Annotated in this window: 2 protein-coding genes; both read right to left on the bottom strand. The window is 71.8% G+C overall.

Annotated features, from left to right (window positions below):
• Nucleotides 1-1,817 (bottom strand): type I polyketide synthase (locus ACZ4V1_RS35790; RefSeq protein ID WP_468345330.1); only part of this gene is annotated, 1,817 nt, incomplete at its 3' end.
• Between the two features lie 28 nt (nucleotides 1,818-1,845).
• Nucleotides 1,846-4,127 (bottom strand): KR domain-containing protein (locus tag ACZ4V1_RS35785; protein ID WP_468345327.1); only part of this gene is annotated, 2,282 nt, incomplete at its 5' end.

The raw sequence follows: 4,127 nt of genomic DNA, 5'->3' as shown, positions 1-4,127 counted from the left end.
CGCTCACACTCAGCCACCCGACCCGCGAACACCCCACACGAATCCAGAAGTTCACGACCCATACCCACCCACTGCGCACCCTGACCCGGGAACACAAACACCGCACCACCAGGACCACTGCCCCCACCAGGGACAAGACTCCTGACCAGCGCCACGTCCGACTCACCACCGGCAAGCGCACCCAGACCCGACAACAACTCCTCACGCGAACCCGCGACCACCACCGCACGATCCGACAACACCGCACGCCCGGACAGCAGGGAAGCAGCCACGCCTGCCCGCGACACCGTCTCGTTGCCCTCGAGGAACTCGGCCAACCGCGCCGCCTGACCAGGGAGCGCCCCCGCGCCCTTCGCCGACACGACGAACGGCAACACCGCGTCGCCCTCGACCGACGACGACGGCAGCTCGGCCTCAGTCTCAGTTTCAGCCGGTGCCTGCTCCAGGATCACGTGCGCGTTCGTACCGCTCGCGCCGAACGACGAGACACCGGCCCGGCGCGGGCGCTCGCTCTCCGGCCACGGACGCGACTCCGTCAACAGCTCCACCGCACCCGCCGACCAGTCCACCTGAGACGTCGGCTCGTCCACGTGAAGCGTCGCCGGAAGCACACCGCGCCGCAGAGATTGCACGGTCATGATCACCGCGGCGACGCCCGAGGCCGCCTGCGCGTGTCCGAGGACCGACTTGACCGAGCCCAGCCACAACGGCCGGCCCTCCGCACGCCCCTGCCCATAGGTGGCCAGCAGCGCCTGCGCCTCGATCGGGTCACCCAGCGTCGTCCCCGTACCGTGCGCCTCCACCATGTCGATGTCGGAGGTAGTCAGCCCGGCGTTGCCGAGAGCCTTGCGGATCACCCGCTGCTGCGCCGGACCGTTCGGAGCCGTCAGACCGTTCGACGCACCGTCCTGGTTGATCGCGGAGCCCCGCAGCACGGCCAGCACGCGATGCCCGTTCTTGCGGGCGTCCGAGAGCCGCTCCAGGAGCAGCACGCCCACGCCCTCTGCCCAGCTGCTGCCGTCGGCGGACGCGGAGAAGGCCTTGATGCGGCCGTCGGCGGCCAGGCCCCGCTGCCGGGAGAAGCCGACGAAGCCACCGGGCGTGGCCATGACGGTGGCACCCCCGGCCAGAGCCATCGAGCACTCGCCGCGACGCAGCGCCTGCGCCGCCAGGTGCATGGCGACCAGGGAGGAGGAGCACATGGTGTCGACGGTCACCGCAGGGCCTTCCAGGCCCAGGGTGTAGGCGACGCGGCCGGAGGCGACACCGCCGGCGGTGCCGAGGGCCCGTTCGAGGCTGAGGTACCCCTCGAAGCCGCTCAGGTCCGGCGCGTAGTCCTGGTGCACCATGCCGGTGAAGACGCCAACGTCGGTCCCCCGCAGGGAGGTCGGATCGATCCCGGCACTCTCGACGGTCTCCCAGGACACCTCCAGGAGCTGGCGCTGCTGCGGGTCCATGGCGAGCGCCTCGCGCGGCGAGATCCCGAAGAACCCGGCGTCGAACTCGGCCGCGTCGTGCAGGAAGGCACCTTCGCGCACATAGGTGGTTCCGGGGTTGTCGGGATCCGGGTCGAAGAGTCCGTCGAGGTCCCAGCCGCGGTCGGCCGGGAACTCGGTGTAGACGTCGGCACCCTCGGATACCACCCGCCAGAAGTCCTCGGGGTTGCTGATGCCACCCGGGAAGCGGCAGCCCATCGACACGATGGCTATGGGCTCGACGGCAGCGGCAGCGAGCTGGCTGTTCTCGTGCTGCAGTCTGGAATTCTCCTTCAGCGACACACGCAGTGCACTCACAAGCTGCTCGTCGGGCGATGCCATTTCTTCCTCCACGATCTGATGTAACGGGTCAGCTTGCGTCGTCGCCGAGTGCCAGCTGGATCAGGCTGGCGACGTCCATTGCGTCGATGAGTTCCGAGTCGTCCTCGGACGGCGCCGATACCTCGGGCTCGTCCGTCTCGGCCAGTTGCAGAAGGGTGTCCAGGACTCCGGACTCCTTGAACCGGGCGAAGGGAACGGCCGCCAGGACACGCCTGAGGTCGTCCTCCCGCCCTTCGAACTCGTCTCCGGCCGTGCGGAGGAGTTCGGCGCGCAGGTACTCGACCAGCGCGTCGGGGGTGGGGTAGTCGAAGAGCAGCGTCGCCGGCAGGCGCAGGCCCGTGGCCGCTTGCAGGCTGTTGCGGAGGCCAACGGCCGCCAGTGAGTCGAATCCGACTTCCTGAAAGGCCTGGAGCGGGCGGATGGCCTCGGCGCTGCTGTGGCCCAGGACAGTGGCGGCGTGGCTGCGGACGAGCCGGAGCAGGATCCGCTGCTGCTCGCTCTCCGAGGCCGCCGTCAGGCTCGCGACCAGCGACGAGTGTGCGTCGTCGCTGCCCGTGCCCGCGCCGGGCTGCGCGGACCGCGTCGCCTCACACGCCTCGGGGAGCTCGCCGAACAGGGGGCTCGGCCGGACGGACGTGAACGCCGGGATGAACGCCGCCCAGTCCATGTCGGCGACGACCAACGCCTTCTCGTCGGCGCGCAGTGCCAGCTCCAGGGTGCTCATGGCGACCTCGGGAGCCACCGGGAGGACGCCACGGCGGCGCAGCTGGGCGAGCGCGTCCGGGTCCGCGCCGACACCGATCCGGTCGAGCGCGCCCCAGGCGAGGGAGGTCGCCCCGAGCCCGCGTGCGCGGCGACGTTCGACGAGGGCGTCGAGGACGGCGTTCGCCGCACCGGACGGGCCCTGCCCGCCGCCACCCCAGACGCCGGCGATCGAGGAGAAGGTGACGAAGGCGTCGAGCTCGGTGTCCTTGAGGTGCTCTTCGAGCCAGACGGCGATCTCGACCTTCGCCGCGTACACCTCGGCGAGGTCGGCCCCGCGCGTGTCGGCGAGGGCGCTGGTCTGCATGACGTCGGCGGCGTGGATCACGGCGGTCAGCGGCCGGTCGGCGGGGAGTCCGTCGAGCGTGCGGGCGAGTGCGTCGCGGTCGGCCGCGTCACATGCCGTGACGCTGGTGCGGACGTCCAGTCGCGCGAGTTCGGCGCGCAGCGACTCGACGTCGTCGCCCGGGGTGTCGGCGGTGGCGGTGACGATCAGCGCGTCGGCGCCGCCGAGCGCCAGCCAGCGGGCGGCATGTCGGCCGAGTCCTTCGGTACCGCCGGTGACGAGGACCGTTCCGCGCGGCTGCCACTGCTCCTTGCTCGCCGTTTTCGGAAGGGGCTTGTGGACGAGCCGGCGGGCGAGGACGCCCGTACGGCGGATTGCGAGCTGGTCCTCGTCGCCCGCGGTGTTGAGGACGCCGAGCAGGCGCTGGACGGTCCGGTCGTCGATCTCGGCGGGCAGGTCGACGAGGCCGCCCCAGCGGTCCCCGTATTCCAGGCCCGCGGCGCGGCCGAGGCCCCAGTGCGCCGCCTGGACCGGGGAGGTCACGGGGTCCTGCGTCCCGGTGCTCACCGCCCCCTGGGTCAGGCACCAGAGCGGCTGGGTGGCACCCGTGTCGGCGAGGGACTGGAGGAGCACGAGGGTGGTCTCGGCGACGGCTGCGGTGTCCTGCGACGCCTGTCCCCGCTCCAGCGCGTGGAGGGACAGCACGGCGGAGAAGTCGTGCTCGGCGAGGATGCCGCTCAGCGTTCCGGCGAGCGACGCCCGGTCGCGGAGCCCGGCTTCCGGGACCTCCAGCAGCACCGTGCTGAGGCCCTGGGCGGCCAGTGCGCGTGCCAGGTCGTCGGCCTCGTCGGTCCCGTCGGCACCGGTGCGCCCGGGCAGGGCGATCACGAGCCACGTACCGCCCGGGACTCCAGGGGCGGACTGCGGCAGCGGCTGCCACGTGACGGCATAGCGGAGGCCTTCGACCACGGACCGCTCGCGGCGGCCCGCGCGCCAGTCCGCCAGCAGCGGGACGACGGCGCTCAGGGCACTCCGCCGATCGGCGGTGTCGGCCTTCAGGAGCGTCGCCAGCGCCTCCGGGTCGGTGCCGTCGACGGCGGTCCAGAAGTCGCGGTCGGCGTCGTTGGCCTGGAGGTCTCCGACGGTGGCACGGTCGGGAGCCTTGAGCCAGTAGTGCTCGTGGTCGAAGGCGTACGTCGGCAGCTCCACACGCGGCCCACCGGCGACACCGGCAGGCAGTACGGCCGCCCAGTCGACGTGCA

This window comes from Streptomyces sp. NPDC028991, assembly GCF_055564775.1.
The sequence above is the reverse complement of the archived record's forward strand: the minus strand, read 5'-3'. Positions and strand labels throughout refer to the sequence as shown.